20 protein-coding genes are annotated in these 26,089 nt (G+C 42.6%); 10 read left to right on the top strand and 10 right to left on the bottom strand.

The features are described 5' to 3' along the window. The first annotated feature begins 6 nt into the window (after positions 1-6). The 3 genes from CH367_RS16170 (at position 7) to CH367_RS16180 (ending at position 3,071) form a co-directional block, all read left to right on the top strand. Positions 7-885, top strand: coding sequence for a M50 family metallopeptidase (locus CH367_RS16170; RefSeq protein WP_100763528.1), 879 nt, complete (start codon positions 7-9; stop codon positions 883-885). Continuing rightward, complete coding sequence (locus CH367_RS16175) at positions 882-1,820, top strand: UDP-glucuronic acid decarboxylase family protein (RefSeq protein WP_100763529.1); 939 nt, start codon at positions 882-884, stop codon at positions 1,818-1,820. Before CH367_RS16170 ends, CH367_RS16175 begins: the two co-directional genes overlap by 4 nt. 81 nt (positions 1,821-1,901) lie before the next feature. Next, positions 1,902-3,071, top strand: a complete 1,170-nt coding sequence (locus CH367_RS16180) for a Re/Si-specific NAD(P)(+) transhydrogenase subunit alpha (protein ID WP_100763530.1) — start codon at positions 1,902-1,904, stop codon at positions 3,069-3,071. Here CH367_RS16180 and CH367_RS16185 read toward each other — a convergent pair. Genes CH367_RS16185 through CH367_RS16200 form a run of 4 tightly spaced genes read right to left on the bottom strand, consistent with a single transcriptional unit; the run spans position 3,030 to position 8,110 of the window. Next, positions 3,030-3,566 carry a phosphatase PAP2 family protein gene (locus CH367_RS16185; RefSeq protein ID WP_100763531.1) on the bottom strand — a complete coding sequence of 179 codons (537 nt, stop codon included), beginning with the start codon at positions 3,564-3,566 and terminating at the stop codon, positions 3,030-3,032. The two genes, CH367_RS16180 and CH367_RS16185, sit on opposite strands and share 42 nt — an antisense overlap. Beyond that, positions 3,563-4,882, bottom strand: a complete 1,320-nt coding sequence (hisS, locus tag CH367_RS16190; protein ID WP_100763532.1) for a histidine--tRNA ligase — start codon at positions 4,880-4,882, stop codon at positions 3,563-3,565. The genes CH367_RS16185 and hisS overlap by 4 nt, the downstream gene beginning before the upstream one ends. A gap of 6 nt (positions 4,883-4,888) precedes the next feature. Further along, the gene (locus tag CH367_RS16195; RefSeq protein ID WP_100763533.1) at positions 4,889-6,037 is read right to left on the bottom strand and encodes a DUF1577 domain-containing protein; all 1,149 of its coding nucleotides are present in this window, start codon (positions 6,035-6,037) and stop codon (positions 4,889-4,891) included. A 9-nt stretch (positions 6,038-6,046) separates the two neighbouring features. After that, a complete protein-coding gene (locus CH367_RS16200) occupies positions 6,047-8,110 on the bottom strand; it encodes an OmpA family protein (protein ID WP_100763534.1) in 2,064 nt (687 codons plus the stop codon). Between the two features lie 94 nt (positions 8,111-8,204). On the opposite strand from CH367_RS16200, the gene folP reads away from it, so the two are divergent. Then, positions 8,205-9,044: a dihydropteroate synthase gene (gene folP, locus CH367_RS16205; protein WP_100763535.1), complete on the top strand. Its 840-nt coding sequence runs from the start codon at positions 8,205-8,207 to the stop codon at positions 9,042-9,044. A 12-nt stretch (positions 9,045-9,056) separates the two neighbouring features. On the opposite strand, the gene CH367_RS16210 is transcribed toward folP, so the two are convergent. Continuing rightward, the gene (locus tag CH367_RS16210; protein ID WP_244284597.1) at positions 9,057-10,091 is read right to left on the bottom strand and encodes a tetratricopeptide repeat protein; all 1,035 of its coding nucleotides are present in this window, start codon (positions 10,089-10,091) and stop codon (positions 9,057-9,059) included. After that, on the bottom strand, positions 10,084-10,992 hold the full coding sequence (locus CH367_RS16215) for a tetratricopeptide repeat protein (RefSeq protein ID WP_100763536.1): 909 nt from the start codon (positions 10,990-10,992) through the stop codon (positions 10,084-10,086). The genes CH367_RS16210 and CH367_RS16215 overlap by 8 nt, the downstream gene beginning before the upstream one ends. A gap of 106 nt (positions 10,993-11,098) precedes the next feature. Between CH367_RS16215 and mpl36 the strand changes: the two genes are divergently transcribed. Next, on the top strand, positions 11,099-12,022 hold the full coding sequence (gene mpl36 / locus CH367_RS16220; protein ID WP_100763610.1) for an RlpA family plasminogen-binding lipoprotein MPL36: 924 nt from the start codon (positions 11,099-11,101) through the stop codon (positions 12,020-12,022). A 60-nt stretch (positions 12,023-12,082) separates the two neighbouring features. On the opposite strand, the gene cysE is transcribed toward mpl36, so the two are convergent. Next, positions 12,083-12,799, bottom strand: a complete 717-nt coding sequence (gene cysE, locus CH367_RS16225; protein WP_100763537.1) for a serine O-acetyltransferase — start codon at positions 12,797-12,799, stop codon at positions 12,083-12,085. 131 nt (positions 12,800-12,930) lie between these two features. Here cysE and CH367_RS16230 point away from each other — a divergent pair, with 131 nt between their 5' ends. Together CH367_RS16230 and CH367_RS16235 are read left to right on the top strand one after the other, a co-directional pair. Continuing rightward, positions 12,931-13,824, top strand: a complete 894-nt coding sequence (locus CH367_RS16230; protein WP_100763612.1) for a site-2 protease family protein — start codon at positions 12,931-12,933, stop codon at positions 13,822-13,824. Continuing rightward, entirely contained in the window at positions 13,788-15,221 is a 1,434-nt protein-coding gene (locus CH367_RS16235; RefSeq protein WP_100763538.1) for an NHL repeat-containing protein, read from the top strand. Before CH367_RS16230 ends, CH367_RS16235 begins: the two co-directional genes overlap by 37 nt. Here CH367_RS16235 and CH367_RS16240 read toward each other — a convergent pair. Next, the gene (locus CH367_RS16240; protein ID WP_100763539.1) at positions 15,218-16,564 is read right to left on the bottom strand and encodes an MATE family efflux transporter; all 1,347 of its coding nucleotides are present in this window, start codon (positions 16,562-16,564) and stop codon (positions 15,218-15,220) included. The genes CH367_RS16235 and CH367_RS16240 overlap by 4 nt on opposite strands. After that, positions 16,565-17,848 carry a dicarboxylate/amino acid:cation symporter gene (locus CH367_RS16245; protein WP_100763540.1) on the bottom strand — a complete coding sequence of 428 codons (1,284 nt, stop codon included), beginning with the start codon at positions 17,846-17,848 and terminating at the stop codon, positions 16,565-16,567. Between the two features lie 142 nt (positions 17,849-17,990). Here CH367_RS16245 and CH367_RS16250 point away from each other — a divergent pair, with 142 nt between their 5' ends. From CH367_RS16250 to CH367_RS16260, 3 genes are all read left to right on the top strand, one after another. Continuing rightward, positions 17,991-21,173: a SpoIIE family protein phosphatase gene (locus CH367_RS16250; RefSeq protein WP_100763541.1), complete on the top strand. Its 3,183-nt coding sequence runs from the start codon at positions 17,991-17,993 to the stop codon at positions 21,171-21,173. Further along, positions 21,166-22,050, top strand: coding sequence for a gluzincin family metallopeptidase (locus CH367_RS16255; RefSeq protein WP_100763542.1), 885 nt, complete (start codon positions 21,166-21,168; stop codon positions 22,048-22,050). The genes CH367_RS16250 and CH367_RS16255 overlap by 8 nt, the downstream gene beginning before the upstream one ends. 214 nt (positions 22,051-22,264) lie before the next feature. Further along, a complete protein-coding gene (locus CH367_RS16260; RefSeq protein WP_100763543.1) occupies positions 22,265-25,462 on the top strand; it encodes a SpoIIE family protein phosphatase in 3,198 nt (1,065 codons plus the stop codon). A gap of 107 nt (positions 25,463-25,569) precedes the next feature. On the opposite strand, the gene CH367_RS16265 is transcribed toward CH367_RS16260, so the two are convergent. Further along, on the bottom strand, positions 25,570-26,040 hold the full coding sequence (locus tag CH367_RS16265) for a DUF2147 domain-containing protein (protein WP_100763544.1): 471 nt from the start codon (positions 26,038-26,040) through the stop codon (positions 25,570-25,572). Positions 26,041-26,089 lie beyond the last annotated feature (49 nt).

A 26,089-nucleotide genomic window follows, 5' to 3' on the forward strand; every position in this document is an offset into this window, starting at 1 on the left:
AGATCGATGGAGAATCGATTTCTCAGGCTGACGATTTTTATTTCCATAGCGATCACGCTTTTTTCTTTTTGGGATCATCACCTTGTCAGTTATCTAAAAGACTTTATCGTTTTCATTCACGAGATCGGTCATGCGATCGCCGCGTTGTTGACGGGCGGCTCCGTCCACGCGATCGAACTTCACGGAAACGAATCGGGAGAAACGATCGCCATTCCGAATTCGGGAACGGGTTCTTTTATCTTCGTTGTTTCGGCGGGATATCTTGGTTCTTGTTTGATCGGAGGATTTTTACTCAATCGCGGTTTTTCGGGGAGAATGGTGAGACCGACTTTGATTTCTTTCGGCGCTGTTCTTTTACTGATGACGATCTCTTATTCTAAGCCGGGAAACCTCGCGCAGTACACTGGAATTCTTTGGGGTTTGGGATTTGTCTTACTCGGTTTCTTCAATCTAAAATTGAATCGTCTCCTTCTCGTTTTTATCGGAACAAGCATTACTCTTTATAGTTTATACGATCTTCTTGATTTTACGGGAAACATCGCATACACGGATGCGGGAATCATGGCGACATGGATAACCGGCGCCAATCCTTCTAAAGACGTCCCGAAATCGGTGATAGTCTTGGGATATTTGATTGCCCTCCTCTGGTCTTTTTTTAGCTTATCCATCATATTCGTATCGGTTAAAAAGGTATTCCAATCGGGTGTTGCTGAACAGGAATTTCCGCAAGACGAAGACCCATTCCACTTTCCCGAGAATGGAAATATGGAAGCTCCATTCCCCGGAGAAGTAACTCCCGAAGTTATGGAATGGTTTTTCAGCAAGGGACTCGACCTAAACGGAAAACCATTACCCGCAGAATTTTTGGAAAAAGAAGAATCATGAGTAAACAAAGAATATTGATCACCGGTGGCGCCGGATTTATCGGCTCTCATTTGTGTGAAAGGCTTTTGAAAGAAGGCAACGAAGTTATCTGTTTGGATAATCTTCACACGGGAAGAAAAAAGAACATCCAAGAACTTTTCAAAAATCCTAAGTTCGAATTTATCAGACACGATATCACGGATCCGATTAAGTTGGAAGTGGATCAAATCTACAACATGGCTTGTCCTGCGAGTCCCGTTCATTATCAATCCAATGCAATCAAAACGGTTAAGACGAACGTTCTCGGAATGATGAACATGCTCGGTCTTGCCAAAAGGGTAAAGGGGAGAATTTTACAAGCGTCCACAAGCGAAGTTTACGGAAACCCATTGGAGCATCCTCAAAAGGAAACATATTGGGGAAACGTAAATCCGATCGGAATCCGGAGTTGTTACGATGAAGGAAAACGAGTCGCTGAAACTCTTTGTTTCGATTATTTGAGAAATCATAAAGTGGACATTCGAGTGATTCGAATCTTTAACACGTACGGCCCGAGAATGTTGCCGGACGACGGAAGAGTGGTCAGCAATTTTATCGTGCAAGCTCTCAAAAAAGAAGACATAACATTGTATGGAGAAGGCGATCAAACCCGCTCCTTTTGTTTCGTGGACGATCTCGTCGACGGAATCATACGTATGATGAACACAGAAAATTTTAACGGACCGGTGAACCTCGGAAACGATGGAGAATTTACGGTTCGTGAATTAGCGGAGTTGGTTTTAAAAGAAACCGGTTCTTCATCTAAAATCATTCATAAGCCGTTGCCTCAGGATGATCCCGCTCGTAGAAAGCCGGACTTAACTCTTGCAAAAAAACACCTTGGATTCGAGCCGAAGGTTCCTCTTGTTGAAGGAATTCGGAAAACCATCGAATACTTTAAAAATAACTTGGATTAAATTTACGCGAAGAAATTCTGGACGTACTTTACCGAAACGCGTCCGGAAACACGCTATTTATCTATTTACCGGGAATAAATTATGAATATTGGAATTTTAAAAGAAGCTAAAGAAGAAACAAGAGTATCCGTAACTCCAGACATCATCGATGCATTGAAGAAAATCGGAGCAACCGTCCTTGTAGAAAAGGGCGCCGGAGAACAAGCATACTACCACGACGAAGATTATAAAAAAGCCGGAGCAAGTCTGGTTTCTCGTCAGGATGTTCTCAGCAAATCCAATATCATCGTGAGCATTCACCTTGCCGATCCTGCGACATTAGCGAAGATAAAATCGGGAACGATTTATCTCGGAATGTTTCAGCCTGCTATGAACGCGCCTACCATCCAAAAACTCGCCGCGAAAAAAGTGGAAGTTTTAAGCTTGGATGCGATCGCGAGAATCACAAGAGCGCAGTCTATGGACGTTCTTTCTTCCCAAGCTACCGTTGCGGGATACAAAGCGGTTCTGCTTGCGGCTTCTCACTTAGCGAGGTTCTTTCCAATGCTTACAACTGCGGCAGGAACGATCACTCCCGCTTCCGTTCTGATCATCGGAGCCGGTGTTGCCGGTCTACAAGCGATCGCTTCCAGCAGAAGATTGGGCGCGGTGGTTGACGTATTCGATACAAGACCTGAAGTGAAAGAGCAGGTTCAATCTCTTGGCGCTAAGTTCGTGGAAGTCGAGGGTGCGTCTCATTCCGCGGCCGCAGGTGGTTACGCGGTTGAACAAACCGAAGAATACAAAAAACGCCAACAAGAAGCGATCGATAAATACGCGCAAAGAGCGGACGTTATCATCACAACCGCTTTGATTCCGGGTAGAAAAGCTCCGTTATTGATTACTAAAAAAATCGTAGATAACATGAAATCGGGTTCCGTTGTTGTGGATCTCGCTTCCTCTATGGGTGGAAACTGCGAATATACGAAACACGGACAAAACGTAGTAACTCCGAAAGGAATTACCGTGATCGGTCATAAAAATCTTGCGGGTTCCATTCCCGCGGACGCTTCTAAAATGTTCAGCAAGAACGTTTTCAATTTTCTAAAGCTGTTGATTAAGGACAAAAAGATCAATTTGGATCTGAACGACGAAGTTCTTTCTTCCACTTCGATTACTCACGAAGGAGAAGTCCGTCATAAACTTACGTTGGATGCTTTGGGAAATAAGTCAGGAACAGCAAAAGCTAAGAAGAGCGCTTCCAAGAAATAAGCCCGTAAAACCGAAGATCGTTCCGATGATCCAACCGCCGATCACGTCGCTTACAAAGTGATGTAGAGAAAGCAACCTTCCCACTCCGGCTAAGAAACTAATCAGAATCAAGGCCGGAGAGAATTTAAACAAAAGCACAAGAATCAAAACTGCAGTCATCGAATTCGCCGCATGTGCGGACGGAAACGAATGTTTCATATCCGGATTCGAATCCACTTTTCCCGCAACCGTTATCAAAGGTCTTTTTCTCGCGATGAGCTTCTTTAAAAAAAGAACGAACCGATCGTTTGCATAAGTCACTAGGCCCGTAAATAAAAGAACCCAGTACCAAGCGAACGGCAGATCGTTTTTGAAATACAAAAACGGAAGAAGAATGATGAGGAATACCTCACCACGATTGATCTTGGAAAGAATATGGCTCAATCTGGGATTGTGGAGTTTCGTCCGAATCCAAGTGGAGAATGAAAAATCGATTTGGTCTACGATTTGTATCAAAGTTGAAAATCTTTTTTAAGAATATCGGAAAGCCCTTTTCTCGGAAGGCTTTTCTGTTCACCGGAAACGAGGTCTTTGATTTGAACGGTTTCCGTACGGATTTCCGATTCTCCAAGAAACAATACGTAGCGATAACCTTTTTTTTCCGCGGCCTGAATTTGTTTTCCGATTTTTGCGGAATCTAACATCGTTTCGGTGAGGATTCCGTTTTCTCGAAGTTCTTTCGAAAGTTTGAAAGTTTCCACAAAAAGAGAATCATCCATGATCGGAAGAAAAAGAGTCGTTTCACGACTTAGGTTCGGAATGAGTTTGTGACCTTCTAAAAAGTTTTTGAGAGTCACGTCTCCTAAACCGAAACCGATCCCGGAAAGTTGTTCTTTAGAAAAAAGTCCGATTAGGTTATCGTATCTTCCGCCGCCGTACAAAGATCTTCTGTTTTCAGGATTGGTATCGAATACTTCAAAGATACAACCGGTATAATAATCGAAACCGCGTATGATGGAAGGATCGAATACGAGTTGTTTGTCGACTCCGAGCTCTCCAAGTTCTTTGAATAAATTGCGAATGAAAGAAACGGAATCCGGATCAATTCCCGAAATTGAAGAAACGGTTTCCAAATCGGAAGCGAGATATTTTTCAATGAGCGCAAATTGTTCTTCGAAATTATTGAGAAGCGGTTTGATTTCCGCTTCGAACGCCTCGGGAGAAATTTTGGATTTTTTATCCAGGAGTTTAGAAACTCCGTGAATCTGATCCTCGTTGAGTTTTAAAGAATTCTTTAAGAAGCTATCGAGAAGTTTTCTGTGAGAAACCTTGATTTGATAACTTCCCGCGGGTGCTCCGAATTTTTTTAGAATCGAATCTGCGATCAAAAGAACTTCGAGTTCGGCTCGGTGTGTATCGACGCCGAAAAGATCCACGTTCAATTGCCAGTGTTCTCGGAGTCTTCCTTTGCCAGGTTGTTCGTAACGCCATAAATTCGGAATGGAAAACCAGCGAACCGGACGAGGAAGATTGCGAAGATTTCCGGCAACCATTCTTGCAAGTGTGGGAGTCATTTCGGGACGAATCGCAACGCGTCTTTCTCCCTTATCGATAAAATCGTATAACTGCCGTTCTACGATTTCTTCTCCACTTTTTGCTCTGTATAAATCGAAAGATTCTAAGATAGGTCCGTCGTATTCCTCGTAACCGAAAGACAAAACGGTCTCGCGCATTACGGAAAACATCCAATTCCGGAGGCGCATTTCCTCCGGATAAAAGTCTCTAGTTCCCTTATAAGGGGCTGTGGTTAAAAAGTTTTTCTGATTTTCCAAGGCAAATTACTGAGTCTTAATGAAGTTCATATTTTTCTTCAATAGAGTCATATTTGCCTTAGCATCATTGGAGCCAACTATTTCTGCGCCTACGTGATAGATTTCTCCGACCTGGGAAATATGTCGGATATGGAATGCGAATCGTAAAGGAGCTTGCATCTTAAACGTAATGTCCGCGGTAAAAACGGGTTTATGTAAGAACGATTCGATCAACTCGGATTCCGTTACTTCAAGAAGAATTCCACCTTCCGAAATATTGAGAACATTTTGTCTAATGTCCACGGCCTTCGTGTTGGAATCTCCCATTCTCGAGTTGAAAATTTCCTCCATCTCTTTATAGAGAGGAATAACTTTGTCCGAAATCGGTCCTTCACTGGATTCGATCACACCCATCGCAAAAATTTGATCGCCTTCTCCATTCTTGAATAGAATCGGATAAATAAGCAAAGAACGGGTCTTGCTTCCTTTGAAAAATCGCATTCTTTCTTCCAGAATCAATTCTTCTTGAAGGGCTTCTTTGATCGGAATCAGATCCAAGCCTTCGAATTCGCCCTCGGCGACGGAATCCAAAAGGGAAGTATCGCTGATATATATCGGTTTTTTGAACTTCTTCACCAATTCTTCTTCGGGAGAAAGATCTTTAGAAGAAGTGAATATGAGTTTTGAAGATGGATAAATTTGTTTCACCTTGCGGTTCAAATCGTTGAGAATGATTTGGCCCGAGGTTCCGAGTACTTTATTGATTTCTAATTCTTTTCTTGGAATCAAAAACTTATGCGAGACAACTTTTCCGATGAGACCCTCTATACGAGGGGACATTCTTTGTGTTTTTGCGATTTTCGCAAAAACGGGTTTGCAGATGATCTGAGCGTCGTTTTTTTCGATCACTTCGAAACCGATTTCAATATGTTTGGAAAGGGTTCTGTAAAGAACAAGTTCGTCGTTTACGTTCGTCAGAGTCGAGTCGATCGGAAAAACAAAAGTGCCGTCCTCTCTGATCTCCATGGGTTTTAATTCCTGATGGAAAGGAGATTCCTTAACGAGTAAGCCTTGAAAGTGAATGTATTCCTTTAGAATATACTTGATCTTGTTGAGGTCCTGGATCGTTTCCCAAGACCTCGGAGCTTGCAGATATTTTTGGTATTGTACTGTCATGAAAACTCCTTAGAGTTTTCTAAAACCCACTCTTCTATTTTTTGCTCTTCCGGTCTCTGTTTCATTTTCTGCTTCCGGTTGTGAATACCAATAAGCTCTCGCTTTTATCCGTTTTTCGGAAATCCCCTTGGAAAGAAGATAATCGTAAACGTTACGAGCCCTTTTGGCGCTCAATCTCGTATTGTATTCCTTGGAGGCTACGTTATCCGTATGTCCCCCGATTTCAATTTTATCGGACGCATTTTTAACAAGATACTCTACAAGAGGGGCTAGTAACTTTTTGTTCTCGTCCGTGATTTTTGTTTTATTAAATTCGAAGTAAACGTGTAGATTATAGATCGGATCTACGTCCTTCTCCGCTTTAAGAAAAATCGTCACGGTTCCGTTTTTGGAAATATTTTTTTGAATAACGTTTACGCTTTCGGAAATATATTTCGGAGCGGTCGCAAATAATTCAAAATCGCTATCCGGCAATTTATTGACTAAAAAGGATTTTTTATCCGCTTCCTGAAGGAGCGATTCTCCTTTGCGGTTAATCGGTGTAAAAAGTGTAATTTTTGCATCGGAAATAATTTGTTTCGTTGTGGCATCCGCTACAACCACTTTCATCGCCGCGGAAGTAGGAGTTTGGTTGTCAACGGGTTGTTCCACTTTGGTTTCTTCCGTTTTTCCTTCTCCGGTTTTTACGGGGAACAGAACATAGGTCCGATAAACCTTTCTATTTTTACCGATGTTTCCCCGAAGATCCAAAATATCCTCTTGAGGATGAAAACCCGGAGAACTGATTTCGACTTTATACACTCTTCCCGTTTGTAGTGTTGTCGCAAAGTTGGAAGGTTTCCCTTTTGTAAGATCACCGCCGATTCTTTTCGAAGTGATCACGTTTGCGGGTTTGTTACCGTCGTAAATTTTCAAAGTGGAATCCAAACCGATCATCGTTTTTTCTGAACCGTCCAAAACGAGACCTTTGAAATTCAGAGTATAGGAATTACGAAGCGATTCCGGAACTTGAAAACGGTAGATGTCGAATTGGCCTTCTCCTCCTCCGCGATTGGAGGATGTATAAGCCCAGATTCCGTCCCGATCAAAACTGATTCCTTCGCTATCGTGTCCTTCCCACTTATCCGTGTTAAACGGTTTTGGAAGAAGTAACAAAGAGGATTGATCGACTTTTGGAACTAAAGTTTCGCTCGTTTTCGTCGGAGCGGTTTCCTCCGTTTCTTCTTCGTCTTCGAGCATGTTATCGAGCGCGGATTTATATCTTAAGAATATTCTAAAAACCTTAAATTTCTTTCGTTCGTCTTCCCGATTGGAACTGAAATAAAGTTGCTCCCCGTCCTGATGAATAAATGGAAGAATTTCACTTTCCGAAGAATTGAGAGGAGAGCCTAAATTTTTAGGTTGAGACCAACTTCCGTTTTTTGTGTTTCGCACCGAAATCCAAAGATCGAAATCTCCGTAACCACCTGGACGATCGGATGAGAAGATCAAAAAACTTCCGTCCGGTGAAATCGCGGGCATCTTTTCGTTGAAGTTGGAATTGATTTCGCTCAGATGTTCCGGGTCGCTCCATCTTCCCGTTTTTTTATCTTTGATCGTTCTGTAGATGTTCAGACCTTCAAAACCTGCGCGACCGATTGCGGGATTGATCGTGGACGTGAAATAAATTTCAGAAGGGGCGTTGTTCGAATCGAATAAAATCGAAGCGCCTCCTTCGAAAGCGTTCGAGTTAAACAGGTTCGGTTTACGAACGCCTTGAACGGAAGGTCGTTTTAATTCTTCCCGAATGTTTTGATTCATGTTTACGGGTTTGGTCCATTCCGCCGGACTTTCCTTATCCAAGAATCGAACGTTTTCCGAGATCCAAATATCCATCCCACCTTCTCCGCCGGGACGATTGGATTGAAAGACGATATAACGGCCGTCCGGGCTGATCAATGGATTGTATTCGTCGTTCTGCGTGTTGAGCGGTTGCCCGAATTGTTTTTCGGGAAGATCCGGTAAGGGCTGAGCAAAAACGGGTGAAAGAACACAAAGAAACAAAAAGAAAATCGATTGAGTAAAAGGACGCATGAATCACTCCAAAAAGAATGTAGAAGAATCGCCGTTTTTAGTTTAATTCCAGGATCTCTCTTAAAGTATCGGCCTTGTATCGGAGTTTTTAAAGATGGAAACTAAGCTCGACTCGAATTCTTCGGCGCAATCTCCGACGATCTTCGGCGTTCTGAATATCACGGAAGATTCGTTTTCGGACGGTGGAAAATATCTCACTCATTCCGCCTCTTTTCAAAAGGCGGATTCTCTGATCGGCCAAGGCGCGAACGTGGTCGATATAGGCGCTCAGTCTTCCAATATCCAAGCGGGTCTGGTCGGACCCGAAATCGAATGGGTAAGAATGAAAAATCTGATCCCCGATCTGATCGCGAAAGGAATTCGCATTTCTGTGGATTCGTTTCAACCCGCGGTAATCGCAAATTCTTTGGCCGCCGGCGCGGAATTTATCAATCATATCCGCGGCTTTGTGGACGAAGCTTCGATCCGAGAAATTTCAAAATTCTCGGGAACCGATCGAAAGTTCGTTTTGATGTATTCTCACAATCATGCAAATCGTCCCGATGTTCAATCTCATCTCACAAGGGAGAATGTACTTTCCGAAATCGTAAAATTCTTTCGTGAAAGAAAAAAGGCATTGTTGAACGCGGGAATTTCTCCGGAGCAATTGATCTTTGATCCGGGAATGGGTTTTTTTCTGAGTCCCGATTTTCAAGTGAGCTTCGAAGTTTTAAGACGAATCGAAAGTCTCAAAGAAGAATTTTCTCCGATGATGGTTTCGGTGACTAAAAAATCTTTTTTAGGAAACGCACTCGGAGGTTTGGACGTTTCCGAAAGGGAAATCGCGACGGTAATCGCGGAATTGTATCTTTCCATTCAAAAAGTGGAATATATTCGAACACACGAAGCGAAAAATCTCAAACAGGCGTTACAAATTTGGAATTTATTGCGTTAGACGAAATTTGATCTAACGCCCGACTTTGATGTCTTCGATCGTTTTTTTTCCGGAAGAATTTAATGTCGGTAAAATGTCCTCTTCTCGAATCTGCAAACCTTTGGCCTGCATTCTTTTGACGTAAGGAAGAATTGGATGTAAATCGGAGTTGGGATTCACAGAAAGAAGAATTCTTTTCCAAAGTTCTATAAACGGAAGTGTTTCCTTTTCGGACTCGGGCGCTTTCCGGATCCAATCCAGAGCTTCGGAGTAATTGCGTTTTTCATAATATGCTTTCGCAATATAATAATTCAGATCGGGAATCTTGTCGTCCGTAGAATGGAGATTGATCGAGAACATCAAAAGATCGTCCCATTTCTCCAAATCGTGAGCCAACAGGACCATGGAAGCGCGCGCATTCTTGTGATAAGGATTGATCTGTAGGATTTTTTCCAAATAGAAATAGGCTTTTTCGTAATCTTGTTTTTCCAAAAAATACGCGCTCAATTCTTCCCAAGAAACGACTTCCATTCCTGGGATTTTGGATTGAACGTCGAGTAATAGAACGGTTTCTTCTCTTCGGTTTTGAGAAGTAAGAAGTTTGCGAACCTGTTGAACTTGATCCTTCTTCGCGTTTTTGAGATATAAAGCGATTTCATCTTTAGCGGTCTCGTACTCGTCGATGAGATAGTGCATACGGATCAGATTTGAGAAACAGATCGGATTTGAATCCGAAAGTTTCATACATTCTTTCCAAGAAGTTTCCGCGTCGTCCAATAGGGAATTTTTTGCGAATAAAACTCCGAGATTGTTTTTATCTTCGGCGTTGTTTCCTTTTCCTCGTAAGCCCCTTACTTTCCAGATCGAAGTTATCCTTTCGAGTTCCGTTTCTGAGAATTCTGCTGAGTTAAGATAGATGAATGAAATGTCATTTTCTAAAACTTCCGCTTCCCGAATCGGATAAATGCAGACGTTCACGGTAAACGCGATGAATAATACGATTAAAGATCGAATCCAAAAAGTTTTGAGATTTATAGTAGCGAGCGAATGATTTCGCCCTTTATCCATCGCTCGATTCTTGCGCACCGGATTCTTCCAATTGTTTCTGGGCATAAAGCATATACTTCAAAGCCCGTTCTTTATCACCATGGAATAAATACATGAGTGAAAGATCAAGTGCATCCTGAGGATTCGGAGGAGCGAAGTCTTCGGGATTTTCCTTACTCATTTCGAATTTGGAACGGAATTCATCCAGTTTGTTTTTGGTGAGTTTTTCCAACGAATCGAAGAATGCGGCTTCTTCCGGATTCTTTTTGGATTCTTCGACCGCATCCGCAAAACGAGTAAATCCTTTCGATTGAGAAGTCGCTTGTTTTAGAATTTCAAACGATTGTTTAAAGTTTCCGAGACGGGTATGAACTTCCGAAAGAAGTACCTGCATTCTCGAGTCGCCGGGATAAAGTTTGTTTACCTTGTTTGCGGTTTCGAGACATTCTTTCCAACGTTCTTTTTCGAAATGTAAAGTCGCCAAAGCGGTGAGGGCCATTCGATTTTCGGGATCGAGTCGAATCGCGTTCGTGAGATACAGTTCGGTTTTGTCGTCCTTCTCAAGTTGGCGATAACAGTACGCGAGAAGAATATGGGATTTCAAAAATCTCTTTTCGAGTTCGAGAGATTTTTTGAGAGATCGAACGGCGGTTTCCACTTCTCCGGTTCTATAAAGTTCCACACCGATATTGTAGTAGAGTTCCGGGTTTTTTCCGATCCCGAGAGCTTTTTGATAAACCTCGATCGCTTTTCTGGAATTCCCGAGTTTGGAATAGAGCGCGCCTAAATTCAGATACGATTTTTGGTACTTTGGTTGGGATTGGATCAGGCTTTCGTAAAGTTGAATCGCTTCCGGGTGTTTGCCTTCTTTTTCCAAGGCCAAAGCCTGATTGAATATCTTGCTGATGTCTGTCCCGGTCATAAAACAACTATCGGAATTATTTCGAACTTGGGCGACCGAAAAAGTTGTAATGATTTTTTTCGATTCTACCGATTTGATAAAGGAATCACTAGGACCCGAGGGAAACATGAAACAAATAGCAATCTTAGTTGCCCTGATTATTTTTACGTCTTGCGCATCCGTTGAATCCAAACGAAGCATCAGCGCATCCGGAGATCCGTCCGAGATTTTCTTTGAAAAAGAAATCGCTCCGATGGATCGTGAATCCGGTTCGAACACCGCTTCTCAAAAACCGGGACGCAGATCGTTCGAAGAAGAATTGAACGTTGAAAAATACGCAAAGGCTCAACCGCCCGAAAAAACGAACAGCTCCAACGGAGATTTCGACGAAATCGGAATGTCTTCTTGGTATGGAGCGAAGTTTCACGGAAAACCGACCGCAAGCGGCGAGAAGTTCGACAAAACGAAACTAACTGCCGCGCACCCGACTCTTCCTTTGGGTTCCATCATTCGAGTTCAGAATCTTGAAAATCAAAAAGAAGTTTTGGTTCGCGTCAACGATCGAGGACCTTTCGTAAAAGATAGAATCATCGATCTTTCCGAAAAAGCCGCCGATACTCTGGAATTCAAAGACAATGGTATCGCTAAAGTAGGAATCAAAGTCGTAAAACGCGGAGGAGCTGGCGGTGAAGAATCCGAAGATCTCGAAAATAACGACGATGAAGACGCGCTTCTCGGAGACGAAAACGGAAAGCCGGAAAAATTAAATCCGCAGAAATCCGATTATCCAAACAAACCAGTTGCCGGTGGAAAATATATCAAAGGCTCTCCGAAAGGTTATACGGTTCAAGTCGGAGTTTTCCGCGATCAAACAAGAGCCGAAGCGTATAAATCCAGCATCGGTCAAGAATACGGAGAAAAGACCTTCGTGTTTACCAGAGACGGTTTGTTCGTAATTCAGTTGGGTGATTTCGGCAGTAGAACCGGAGCCGAGTCTTTAAAATCAAAATTGAAAACCGACGGGATCGATTGTTTTATTCCAAAAAAATAATCGATTGAATTAGAGAGAAAGTTCCCTCGTAGCAAAGCCCCGGAAACGGGGCTTTTGTTTTTAGATTCCGCCGCCGTGGATAAACTCATCCAGAATTTCTTCCAGATTGTCTTTTTCTTTTCTCGAAACGTTTTTGTGAAATCCATCCTTGTTCATCGAATCCACTTCTTTTTGGAGAGAATCGATTCTTTCGAGGAGGAGAGAAAAAACCTTCGCGACCGGATCCGGAATCTCGTTGTGATCCAGCATGTGTTCGCCTTCTTCTCCGATCGGCATTTTGGAACGAACCGCTTTCGCCGGAATTCCGACCACGGTCGTATCGTGCGGAACGTCTCTCATTACGACGGAACCCGCTCCGACTCGAACATTCTTTCCGATCGTGATGTTTCCTAAAATTTTAGCGCCCGCGCCGACGACCACATTCTCCAGCAAAGACGGATGACGTTTCCCCGATTCTTTTCCGGTTCCGCCGAGAGTAACACCTTGATAAATCAAACATCCTTTTGCGACGGTTGCCGTTTCGCCGATTACGACTCCGTGTCCATGATCGATCATGATCCCGTTTGCAATCTGCGCGCCGGGGTGAATGTCGATTCCAGTAATGAATCTGGAAAAAGTATTGATCATCCTCGGGATTAGGGGAAGTTTCATCCGATAAAGAAAATGAGCCAATTTGTGAAACCAGAGCGCGTGTAGACCCGGATAACAGAGTATGATTTCCAGATAGGACTTTGCGGCGGGATCATACTTCTTTATGAATTTAATGTTCTCGAACAAATTTTATTCTCCGGTCTTCGTCAAACTGTGTAAGTAAAAGGCTAAAAATTCACGATACGATGTAAAGAGGATTCTTTCCGATAAGAATAGAATAGCGATTGAAACAGTCCCGATTTTCAACACACGTAATCTTGTTTATCCTTACCTTTTTGACTCTTACGTTTCAGAGCGAATTCTTAGAAATTCCCTTCTTGCCCTTACAATATTTAAAAGAATTATTTTTTCTTAGACTGCCTTATTCCCTTTCCTTGATCGTAATTCTTTTGGCTCATGAAATGGGACATTTTTTAGCGGCTCGATATTACGGCGTTAAAGCGACATGGCCTTATTTTATTCCGATTCCGTTCGCTCCGATCGGAACCATGGGCGCGGTGATTAAGATTCTCGAACCGATCCGAAATAAGAAACAACTCTTCGACATCGGAATCTGGGGACCTTTGATGAGCTTGATTCTCTCCGTTCCTTGTTACGTTTTAGGAATTTATTGGTCTTCTTTGGTTCCGATGGAAAGTCTTCAAGGAAATCCCGGAGTCATCTCTTTTGGTGAATCCATTTTTACGATTACGATCAATCAATGGATCTTAGGACCTTTCGATCCTCGGATTCAAGACGTTTGGATTCATCCTTTGGCACAAGCGGGTTGGGTCGGCCTTCTTGTGACCGCAATCAATCTTCTTCCGTTCGGACAACTCGACGGAGGCCACGTAATTTATTCCATTTTTGGTGAAAAATATAGAAACTGGATTTATTATCTTTTTATAGGATTTTTACTTTTGTGTTTATGGAATTTTTCATGGTTACTGTGGGGTTTCCTAATTTATTTCATCATAAAAGTAGAACACCCTTTTGTCCCTGACCCGGTGGTTCCCTTGGATCGAGTTCGAAAAGTCGGCGGCCTTTTGATTCTATTCGCGCTGATTTTTATCTTCGTACCTTCGCCTATCCAAATTGGAACTGATATACACAGACCCGGTCTTGCAGAGGAGCTATGGATTTCACTCAAGTCAGTTTTTTCAGGTATTTAGTTGCGTTCCTTTTCGTTTTTTCGATTCCGATTTTTTCCCAGGATCAGGAAATCAAACTTACGGAAAACGCGTACGGCTTTACGTACGACGGAACGAATTTTTGGTATATCGATTCCGCACATCGTTCTTTGTATCGAGTCGATCCGAGCGGAAGACAAGAATCGTTTTCTTTAAACATTCCTTTTTTAAGCGGGATCAGTTTTGATCCGCGTGAAGGGAGAATTTTTGTAGGTGCGAGAAAACTCGTTTTAAAGGTGGAACCGAACACGGGCGGAGTCACCGAAAGAATTTCCGTGCCGATCGAAAAGATCGGAGGAATCGCAAGTCAGGATTCTTTGTTGTATATTCTCGATCAAGAGAATGGAAAAATTTCCATTCTGGATAAGGCGACGGGCAAATTGATCGGCGGATTTTTAACCGACCGCGCGCAACCTAGAGACTTGGTTTTCGCGCGTGATTCCATCTGGGTTTCCGATTCTTCCGACGGAAATATTTATCGCTACAATCCGAACAACGGATCGATTACCGGATCGATCAAAACTCCTTCGAAGGAAATTCGAGGAATGGTTTTTTTAGGAAGTAGAATCTTCGTCGTCGACCGAACCGGAAAAGAAGTTCGAAAGGTTTCCTTCGTCGAAACGGATCGTTTTATCGCTTCCGGAGAAACCACACATATCATGAAGGTTCGAATCACTTTTTCATTGAACGAACTTTCCGTCGCGGGCGGTTCGCTCGGAATTTTTCAACCACCGACTACGGAACATCAAAGAATTCGAAATTTAAAAATGACCGACGCGGGATTTAAACAGGACTTTATCGGAAACGGACGGGCCTTCGTCAAAGTTCTCGGCGTGGACGACGTAAAGGGAAAACAAACATTAGAATATTCTTTCGAAGCTCGAACTCAAAACATTCGTTATTACGTGACCGACGACTTTTTGGAAAAGAAGGAAAGTATAGGAGAAGATCTGAAACCGTTCCTCAAAGGACCGCCCTTAGGAGTTCAAAAAAATTCCTATTACGTGGATAAGATATTCGATGCTCGATTGTTCCGAAGTAGTATGCCCGCTTTGAAAAAAAGTCTTTTGGATTCCGGCGTTCCCGTTCGTTCGCAATACACGGCGACGATTACCGGACCGAATTCGGTTTCGTTTAAGGATACGATGGACGTTTATGTTCCCGGGTTCGGATGGGCCCCCGTTCAAAACGTAAAACCCGCATCGGATGAATCTTCCCGCGTTTTTAAAAAGGGAGAGGAAAGTATCGATCTTTTTCGTGCGGAGAACTGGGACGAAATTCAATCTCCGGTTTTTTATAAAAGTCGCAACTCCGAAGAATGGAAAAATATTCCCGCAGAGATCCAAGTCGTTTTGGAAGAAGGCGTAACGAACCGTTAATTTGCGTTCGGTTCCGCTTCGATGGATGTTCGTAGCGAAGAATTCAGAAAGAATTTTCTCGCTTGAATCGATAAGGTCAAAGTTCTTCCGAACATAAGAAGAGCCAACGAAAGCCAAAGAAGATGATTGTCCTTTTGGATCCTACCGAGATACGCCATCGGAAAAAAGAAAAGTGCGGTACTGATCAACATAGAGTTGCGGAGAATTCTCCCTTTCGTAAGCCCGATAAAAAATCCGTCTAGGATAAAAGCGACGGCACCGATTTCCAAAACGGGAATTAACCAAATCTTGTATTCGTTTAACAAAAACAAAACCGAATCGCTTTTTGTAATCATTCCGAGAGTAAGGCCGGGAAACAAATACAGGAACCCGAGAAAGACGGATGTGAAAACAAGGCTCACATAGAGCGCGAGAAAAAGAAGATCCTTCAAAAGTTTCCAATTCTTTTCGCCGTAAATGTTTCCGGCTAAACTTTCGGTAGCAAAGGCCGCACCGTCTACCAAATACGCGCTTACAAGAATCAACTGAAGTAGAATCGAATTCGCGGCTAAAATTTCTGTGCCAGCTTCCGAACTGAAATTTCGAAACAAGCTGAACGTAAGAATCAAAAACAAGGTTCTTAGAAAAATATCCCGATTCAAGTGAAGGAGGGATGAAAATCCGCTAAACGAAAATAGATGTTTGTCCCGAAGGAAGGACAACTTTAAGTCGGGTATCAATTTCCATTCTCTGAAAAATAGAAAAACAAAAACCGCCAACATTCCGAATTGACTGATGCTCGTCGCCAAACCGGCTCCGTACGCTTCCCAGCCCAAATCGAGAATGAACCAAACATCGAGCGCGACGTTGATTCCGTTTCCAACGATGGTCGCGATCAAAACATAGGAACTTCTCTCCCGCCCTAAAAACCAACCCGTAAAAACGTAATTGCAAAGAACCGCGATGGAACCCGGGATTCTCGAATCAAAGTAAGAAAGTCCAGCCGCTTTGACGTTTGAATCCCCTTGTAAAATTTGAAATCCGAATTCTCGAATCCAAGGAGAAAAAAGAAGAATCAACGTTCCGAAAAAACAAGCCAACCCTAAGGATCGAACCAAAATCATAAGGGATTCTTTTTCATTCTTTTCACCGGAAGCCTGAGCGGTCAATCCGGTGGTTCCCATTCTTAGAAAACCGAACATCCAAAAGATAAAATCGAAAAGAATACCGGATAACGCGGCTCCGGCCATAAAGATATGAGTATCAAGATTTCCTAATATAGCCGTGTCGGCCAAACCCGTAAGAGGAACCGTGATGTTCGCGAGAATGTTGTAAAAAGTAAGTCTATAAAATCTGGATCTCAATCAACTCAACCTGTCCATCACACAAGACGCGGTAATATCTCCGGTTACGTTGATTGTGGTTCTGCACATATCCAGAAAACGATCCACCCCTAAGATAATTCCGATTCCCTCGGTGGGGATTCCGAGTCCAGCTAGGATCGTCGCTAAGATTACGATTCCAATTCCGGGAGTACTCGGCGTTCCGATCGAGGCGCCGACCGTTGCAAAAAGAAGAAAGACGAGTTGAGTCGGAGCCAATTCGATTCCGTAATACTGCGCTAAAAAAATCGTAGCGACCGCTTGGTAAAGGGCGGTTCCATCCATGTTCACGGTTGCGCCGACGGGAATGATAAATTCCGCGATATTCTTTTTAACCTTTAGATTTTCCGTGGCGGTTTTGATGGAAACGGGCATGACCGCGGCGGAACTCGAAGTAGAAAACGCGAGTAATTGTAAACCTGCGATTTTTTTAAAGAAGTCGATCGGGTTCCTTCTCGCTAAAAAAATGAGAATGATCGAATACAGAACGATCACCGAAATCAATCCGAGCAAAACCGTGCTCATATAAACTCCGAGGGTAAGAAGAAGTTCCGCTCCGATTGAAGATATCGCCTTCGCCATTAAACCGAAGACCGCAAACGGGGTCAGAGCCATCGCCCAGTTCACGATTTTCATACTGATTTGAAAAACGGAATTCAGGAGTTCCAAAATCGGTTTGGAAAGATCTTTTGACACGGAAAGAATCGCGATTCCGATCAGAATGGAAAACACGATTACGTTTAACATTTCCCCCTGAGTGACGGAAAGGAACGGATTCTTTGGAAAGAATGACATAAACAATTCCGGATATTTGTCCAAAGTCGGAATCGTAGTCGGTGCGGGGATTTTGGAGCCCAAAGCATTCTTAATCTGAATCGTGGATTTTCCGGGTTCCAACCAAAGCGCCCAAGCGATTCCGATCGCCACCGCAATGAAGGTGGTTAAAACAAAATAAATTAAGGTTCTAATTCCGAGTTTTTTGACATTCTCTATATTTTCTGCGGAACAAATTCCGAGAATAATAGAAGAGAAGATCAAAGGCACCATGATCATCTGTAAAAGGGCGATGAAGATAAGTCCGGGTGTAACAAGCCAGGAAGTAATAAGTTGAGCGACATCGCGCTCCACCAAAGATAAATCAGAACCGAGTAAAATTCCGGCAAAAATTCCGGCGTTCATTCCGATTAAGATTTTTAACCAGAGTTTTTCTTTTAAGTGGTTTAGAATCTTCGTGCTGAGGGAATTTAGTTTCTCAAAGACCGGCATAATGGAAAACTCTTTTGATTCCTTATTTTTTCTATTGCTTTTTAGTTTTGGTATGAATTATTGAAACCGTTTTCGAGATTTTTTGACGATGCCGTGCTTTTTTCGAACAAAATAAAGAATTAGAAAGACGGACCTGGAGATTATGGGATTAGATTTTCTGAGATCAGATTTGATTCTGTTCAACTATTATTCCTTTGGAAGTCTTTTAGTAACGATTACTACCTTCTTCCTCGCCGCTTTCTTTATCAGCCTAAAGCGAAAGACGGTTGCCACCTATCATCTCGGAATCGCTTTTCTAGTATTCGGTCTTTTTGAGATCGGATATTTTATGGCCGCATTTTACTATCATCCCATCGCGGCCTATCACAGATGGATGACCGGTTGTTTGATTCTTCCGGCGGTAACTCACTTTACCCAGTTTTTTATCCGTTATCCGGGTAACGTTAATAAGAAGATCGGATTTTGGGTGATGATCTTCGAACACGTTCTCGGGTTTATCGTGGCTTGTTTCTTCATCTATCTCACTTTTATTTCGGAAAAAATTTATCACTTCACCGCCCATCACTGGGATTTTAACGCGTTGATCGCGAGTAAGTATCTCGCGTTCATCATCGCATTTTACTGTAGCATTGCGTTTATCGTAGTTCCGGCTTGGAGAATCGTAACCGATAAGGAGAAAAAGAGATTTGCGATCTTCCTCTTTTCCATCGGGTTTATGATCGCCGCTTTTTATCCGAACATTTCCAACGTGTTGAGTCGAGACGGTTATATGGAGAGATCCACTTACATGACCTCGAACGTCATTTTCTTCATTGCGGCGTTCTCGGTTGTGGTGATTGTCTTCATCAACAACAGTACGGAAAGAACCACCTTCATGGTTAAGATCGTAGGTATCACTTTATTTACGATCTGTTTGATTATGCAGGCCCTAGTATTCATTTCGAACCAAGATAAGGAATCCGAATACGATAGTTTACACCTCGTAAATAGTGAACGTGTTTTGGAAAGCGGTCGAACGAATAACGACGTTCAATACACTCTTCGTTACGATGAAAAAACGGGAGAATTGATCACGACCGATTACGATTCAAAATACGGTTTGGATCTCACGCTCGTAAAAGTGGATTTACAGAACACTTTGATTTACGAGGAAATCGCGGCGCTCAAAGAGGACAACTTCCGCGAAAATCTGAAAATCATCCTCGACGGATCTCCAGAATACTTCGCCGGTTATAAGGACGCGATCTATAAGTTCGTTAAGGAGAATTCTTCCCTAAATTCCAAAGATTTAAAAAAGGCTCTTTTGAAACATGCGGAAAAGCTAAATAAAGACGCCTTTGTGAATACGAACAAACTTCAAGGAATCAGCCCCGATTCTTTTTGTGAAGAAGGTAAATCCTATCTCGAAAAGAGCAAGGAACTGGAATCCTTTAAGAACGGAATTTATAAAAATTTGGAAGGATGTGTTTGGAAAGGGAAGAATATTTCCGGCAAGGAACTCAAAGCCGAGTTTTTGAAATACTTCAGTTATTTTAAGCCCGCGGAAACAAGACACTATCGTAGAAGTTTGGACGGATACGGTCACCACGTCGCTTTCATGAAATACATTCCTTCGAAGAAACAAGTCGTCGAGCTCGGATTCTCTTATAAAAAATATCGCGAGTTTATGCACCCGACTTCCGTAAAACAAACGATCATTCTTTTTGCGGTGATCTTTGTCGTTCTTGTCTTATTTCCTTTATTCTTCAAAAGCAGTCTCGTCGATCCTTTGAACAATCTTTTGTCCGGGGTGGAAAAAGTAAACAAAGGGGATTTGGATGTTCAGGTTCCCGTAAAGGTACGGGATGAAATCGGGTTCTTAGCGGATTCGTTTAACTCGATGGTTTCTTCGATCAAACAAGCCCGAAGAGAACTGCAAGATTATGCGGAGAATTTGGAAGAGAAGGTAAAGGAAAGAACCCAAGAGGTTCAAGAAAAGATGGAAGAAGTCCAAAGGCTGAAAGTTCAGCAGGACGGGGATTACTTCCTAACTTCCCTTTTGGCAAAACCGCTTTTTTACAACGCTAACAAATCGAAGTTGGTTCATACGGAATTCACTTTGAAGCAGAAGAAACAATTCGAGTTCCGCGGAAAACATTCGGATCTCGGCGGCGATATTTGTGTGAGTGGAAACTTGCGTTTGGGAACGCCTGAAAGTTATAAACGTTATACGATGGCGATGAACGGCGACGCGATGGGAAAATCCATGCAAGGCGCCGGTGGTGCGTTGGTGATGGGGGTCGTAATGAATTCCATTATGGCTCGTTCCGCGGCAAACAATAGAATTCTTGAAAAAACCCCTTCCGAATGGTTGGCCGAGGTTTATCAGGAGATTCACTCCGTTTTCAAATCGTTTAACGGAAGTATGGTGATTTCCGCAGTGATCTTTTTGATCGAAGAAGAAACCGGAAAGTGTTTTTATTTCAACGCGGAACACCCTTTCAGCGTTCTATATCGAGACGGTAAGGCGAGCTTTTTGGAAGAAGGTCTTCAACTCAGAAAACTCGGTCTGGATTCGGAGTTCGATTTTGAAGTGAGAACTTTCGAACTTAAAAAAGGAGATACTCTGATTCTCGGATCGGACGGTCGCGACGATATCGACTTAACTCCGGAAGAAACCGTAAGAACCATCAACGAAGATGAGAATCTATTTTTAAGAAACGTCGAAAAAGGAAAGGGCGTTCTCGAAGACATAGAAACCGAAATCCGCAAATACGGAGAATTGACGGACGACCTTTCTTTATTGAAAATCGAATTCCAAACCGAAAGGAAAAAAGACGAACTCGACGAGATGTTTACCGGCGGAGATAGAATCGAAGTCGCATTAAATCCGGACGTGATTTACGAGGATGCAAAACAACTTTATAAAACCGGTAAGGTGGATCAGGCGCTTGAACTTCTTAAGACCGGTTATACACACGACACCGCAAATCAAAAGATCAATAAACTTTTAGGGCTTTTGAGCTTTAAAGGAAAAGATTATACGACCGCGATCGAAGTTTTGAACAACTATCTCAAAACGGATCCAGGTTTGCACGAATACTGGTTTTATCTTTCTATCGCGAATAAAAAAGTCGGTAAATACGAACAAGCCCTACAAGCGAGTTTGAAACTGAAAGACATTCAACCCGAGAATTTATCGAACCTCATCAATCTTTCCGATATCTATCGTTTAACCGATCAATTCGATTTAGCCGAAGAAGTGGCTCGAAGACTGATGCATCTCGATCCCGGAAATCAAAACGGGGAAAGACTTTTAAAACTCATCGAAAGAGATCGTGCGTAAGTTTCTATTCGGATTTCTTTTTTTTATCTCCGTCGGTATCTACTCTGATAAGAGCGCTTGGGTTCGAAGGATTCCTTTGAACCGAGGCGATCTCGTATTAGAAATTCGTAATTCTTCCCAGGATAAGGAATGGAACGAATTCGCGTATCGAAAGACCGCGGATCTATTCAGAGCGCTGGAATCGTATTCCGGAATTTCTTTTCACGAAGCGAGCGCTTCGGTTTTTGAAGGACAAAGAGCTTCGGAAAAATACAAAGTTCTTTTGGTCGTTCAGGATCAGATTCTTTTAAACGGAACTCGGGTCGGAGGTTACAATAATATCTCGGGCGACCTTGGGCCGGCTCGCGGAATTTTTATGGAGCCGGATCTTTCTCCGGCAGGTTATCCCGCGCTTTTGTTTCATGAGCTCGGCCATTTTTACTTTTCGGACATACCCTGGTTGAGCGAGGGATTGGTTTCATTCTTACCTCTCGTTCTTTACAAAGAAAAGAAAATCCAACTCACAAAAGAAGAACTCATTTCCATCGCGGAAGAATGGAGCACGGAGGAAGGACTTCAAGGCGGCAAAGATTTTCCCTTGGATCCGGACTTTCGGGAAAAATACCCTTCTGCAACGCCTATCTTTTACAATAAAGCTTTGAAGATTCAATACATTCTTTATAAGGAATTGGGTCCGAACGGATACAGGGACTTTGTCAAAAAATTAGTGTTCGAGAACTCGCCCAAAACGACGGGGGAAGTGATCCTAACGTTAAAATCCATTCGAGATAAGAATTGGTCCAGTTTACTGCGAGGTTGGGTGACTCCCGGACCTTACGAGGTTTATACCTGGAAATCCTTTCAAAAAGAATCCATTCTCAGAACCTTCGCTCAATAAGATTAAAAGCGAACGCTTGTTTTACATAAATTTATTTCCAACGGTCGAAATGAACGTCGAGGTTTCGCGATGATTCGTTAAATCGACACAATTCCTATTTTATCATTGAAAAGAAGATTCCCACCAATAGAGTAACGTCTGTTCGGAAAAAAAGAGAAATGCGATTCTCCCTCGGAATCGCTGAAAGATTTTTAAAAGTAAGGTTTGTAAGACTATGGGCGAAACTGGATCGATCTGGAACAATATACTTCTCAATTATTATTCGTTCGGAAGTTTGTTATCGTTTTTAACTTCCATGCTCATTTCCGGTGTATTTCTTTTTATCGATAAAAAAGTATCGAGCACCAAACATCTCGCATTCGGAGCCTTCCTTTTGGGAATATTCCAATTCGGTTATGTGTTTGCGGCCGTTCTTTATCATCCATTTGCGGCTTATCATCGTTGGATCACAGCCGGATTGATTCTTCCCGCGATTCTTCATATCGGGCAATTCGTGGCTCGTTATCCCGAGAATGATTTTCCCAGATTCAATAAAATAACCACGATCGTACTTTGGATCGTTGCGACGCTTGCGGTTGCTTACTTTTGTTTTTCGACTTGGAACGCGTCCGTTAAATATCACTTCACCGCGCATCACTGGGACTTCAACGCGGAGAACGTAAGTAGAACGATTGCGATTATCATCTTCAGTTATGTGTTCATCAATTTTGTCGCGATTCCGATCTGGAGAATGACGCTACTCAAAGGAAAAACGCGTTGGATCATTTTCGGATTTATGATGTCCTTTTTGATCGGCGGAACCGTTCCCGTGGTAGCCAATCTTTTAAGTCGAGACGGTTATATTGAAAGATCGATTTATCTGACTTCGATCGTTCTTTTGTTTATGGCCGCATTCTTTATCATTCTTATCTTATATTTGAATTTCTCGGTCGAAAAAACTTCCTTCATGCTCAAAATCGTCGGAATCACTTTCGTTACGGTTTTGATCATCATGCAAGCCTTGGTGTATATCTCGAACCAAGACAAGGAATCCGAGTATGATACGCTCAGCCAGATCCATATGGAAAGAGCGTTGGAAGGCGGAAGTGTGGAGGAGGGAATTTCCTACGTAATCAAATGGAATAAATCCAAGAACACCTTCGATCAAGAAAGATACGATTCCAATATCCACCCGAATCAGGAACAACTTGAAATCGATTTTAAGAATACACTTTTATACGAGGAAATATTCAATCTTCGTGAAGAAGGTTTTAGAGAATCCCTTGTTAAACTCGTTGAATCTTCACATGAGAATTTCGGCGGTTATAGATATTCCATCGTAAACTTTTTAAAAGAAAATCCGGATCTGGAAGACAAGGCTCTTAAGACCGCGTTGAACAAAGAATTATCCAGATTGGGCCTTTACGTATTCGTCGCTTCGAACAAACTCGATAATATTTTTGCCGAGGATTTTTGCGCAAAGGGAAGAAGTTATTTGGACGGCGCCAAAGAAGTGAAGATGTTCCGAATCTCTTTGGAATATCGTTGGAACTTCTGTAAATGGGACGGTAAAACGGTAACTCCCACAAAGTTAAAGGAAGAAGTCCTAAATTATTTCCGTCCCTTTGTTCCTTCTTTAACGAGATACTATCGTAAAAAAGACGTGGACAATCAAAGTTTCCACTACATCGGATTTATCAAATACGATCGCGAAAAAGATAACGTAAGCGAAGTAGGATTTTCTTATAGAGCCTATCGCGAGTTCATGCATCCTACCGCGCTGAAACAAATCATCGTACTCGGCGTCGTGATCGTAGTGATCATTCTTTTATTTCCTTTATTCTTCAGAGGAAGTCTTGTATCTCCGTTGAACGACTTGTTAAGCGGTGTGGAAAAGGTGAACGACGGAAGTTTGGAAGTTCAAGTTCCGATTCGGGTTAAGGACGAAATCGGATTCTTGGCCGATTCGTTTAACAACATGGTTTCTTCGATTCGTGACGCGAGAAAGGAACTCCAGGATTACGCGGAGCACCTCGCCACAAAGGTTAAACTCAGAACCGAAGAATTGTCCGAGAAGATCGAAGAGTTTCAACGACTTAAAATTCAACAGGACGGGGATTACTTTCTTACATCTCTTCTTGCGAAACCGTTGAACTATAACGCGAGTAAGTCGAGTCGGATCTCCACTCAGTTCTTATTGAGACAAAAGAAACAATTCGAATTCAAAGGCAAGAAGGCCGATCTCGGCGGCGATATCTGCGTTACCGGAAATCTTCGTTTGGGAACTCCTTCCGATTTTAAACGTTATGTCTTTGCAATGAACGGCGACGCTATGGGTAAATCCATGCAGGGTGCGGGCGGCTCTCTTGTAATGGGAGTCGTTATCAATTCTATTCTCGCTCGTTCCGCGGCGGACAATCGAATCCTGAATATTTCTCCGGAGCAGTGGCTTACGGAAACTTACGAGGAAGTGAACGCGGTATTCAAATCGTTTAACGGCAGTATGGTGATTTCCGCTTCTTGTTTTTTGATCGAAGAGGAAACGGGTAAAACTTTTTACTTCAACGCGGAACACCCTTTTACCGTATTGTATCGAGATGAAAGAGCGACATTTTTGGATTCTTCCCTGATGCTTCGTAAAATCGGATTGGAGTCGGAATATCCGTTCAAAGTTTTTACGACTACGTTGCGGGAAGACGATGTGTTGATCATAGGCTCGGACGGTAAGGATGATTTGGATTTAACTCCGGATCGGGATACAAGATCGATCAACGAAGACGAAACCTTATTTTTAAAAACCGTGGAAGCCGGAAAAGGAAACATAGAACAAATCGAACATTTGATTTACAAGAACGGAGAAATCACGGATGACCTTTCTCTTTTGAGAATCGAATACGGAGTCGCACAAACGAATCAGGTTCAAAATTCTTTCGACGTAGATAAGTCGGCCGTCTTTTCCTTCAACGAGGAAACTCAGGATTGGAGCGTATCCTATTCTCATGCTAGACAGTTATACAAGGACGGAAACGTAAAGGAAGCGATCGACGAGCTCGCCGATCTCTATTCCAAAACACCGGAAGATTCCAAAGTGATTAAGTTACTCGGTCTTTTGAGTTTTAAGGACAAGGATTACGTGAAGGCCGTCGAGATATTAGGAAAGTATCTCGAATTGGATCCGGAACTCAGCGAGTATTGGTATTATCTTTCCGTTGCGAATAAAAAACTGGGAAGATTTTCCGAAGCAATTTCGGCTTCCGAAAAAGTAATCGTAAAACAACCGGAAAACGCGAACAATCTTGTGAACCTTTCGGATTTATACAGACTTCAACATGAATATGAAAGAGCGAAAGAGTTTGCGATCAAAGCCTTGGATCTGGATCCGCAGAACGAAAACGCGAAAAAGATTCTTAAGAGAATAGAGAATAACGGATAGGCAAAAAAAATCTCTCCGTCGGTTTCGATCGGAGAGATTTTCTGTTTTTAATTTTGCAACAAAGGATCTTGAATCATCCTATTGATGGAAATCGAAATACTTTAAATTTATTTTACTCGAGTCCAAGTGGATTCTTTTCCGATCATCATAAAGCCTACTTTGTAACCGCCTTTGAGATCGAGAGTATCAGCATTTCTTAAAGTAAGTCTTCCGTCGTACGTTTTCCCGCCTTTCGGATCGTAAACTCTTCCACCGGTCCATACTTGTTCGCCGTCGTAAGAGAAATTGGTAAGAAACACCATTCCCATAATCGGACGAGTACGAAGACTTTCGTCCTTGTTATTTACGTCTACTTTTGTACTTCCTGGAGTTCCTTCAGTGCTTCCTGCAGGATAAACAGGTTCTTTTAACCAGATGATTTTTCCGCAAATCTTCGCGCCGCATTTGTGTACGTCGACCTGTGCGTCTTTTTCTTTGTTCCACCATTTTCCAAGAATTGCATCATCCTCGCCCGCAAATGCCGGTGCAGAAATAAATGCGAACGCGAGAAAAATTGCGATCATTCTAAACTTCTTCATTCCATTCTCCAAAAAGTGTTTTGCGGTCAAAATTCTCGAGAGAATACGA

The sequence above is a fragment of the Leptospira barantonii genome, assembly GCF_002811925.1.
Lineage (GTDB): Bacteria > Spirochaetota > Leptospiria > Leptospirales > Leptospiraceae > Leptospira > Leptospira barantonii.